This is a genomic window from Pseudobutyrivibrio xylanivorans (assembly GCF_010906925.1).
In the GTDB taxonomy this organism is placed as follows: Bacteria; Bacillota; Clostridia; order Lachnospirales; family Lachnospiraceae; genus Pseudobutyrivibrio.
Map to the genome: position 1 here is coordinate 1 of NZ_VTVE01000023.1, position 413 is coordinate 413.

A 413-nucleotide genomic window follows, 5' to 3' on the forward strand; every position below is an offset into this window, starting at 1 on the left:
GGTACCATGTGGCGCGGCATGGAAGAGATCGTGAAAAACCGCGATCCGCGCGATGCATGGATGATTGTGCAACGTATCTGTGGCGTATGTACTACCACTCACGCGCTGTCTTCCGTTCGTGCGGCAGAAAGTGCGCTGAATATCGACGTTCCGGTTAACGCGCACTACATCCGTAACATCATTCTGGCTGCGCACACCACGCATGACCATATCGTTCATTTCTATCAGCTTTCGGCGCTGGACTGGGTGGACATCACTTCTGCACTGCAAGCTGACCCAACCAAAGCCTCTGAAATGCTGAAAGGCGTTTCGACCTGGCACCTGAACAGCCCGGAAGAGTTCACCAAAGTTCAGAACAAGATCAAAGATCTGGTTGCCAGCGGTCAGTTGGGGATTTTCGCCAACGGCTACTG

Annotated in this window: 1 protein-coding gene; it reads left to right on the top strand. The window is 53.3% G+C overall.

Annotation, left to right across the window (positions count from 1 at the left end; all coding sequences use genetic code 11):
• Nucleotides 1-18: 18 nt before the first annotated feature.
• Nucleotides 19-413: nickel-dependent hydrogenase large subunit (locus F0Q01_RS13730; RefSeq protein WP_205467996.1), on the top strand; the 395-nt coding region annotated here is incomplete at its 3' end.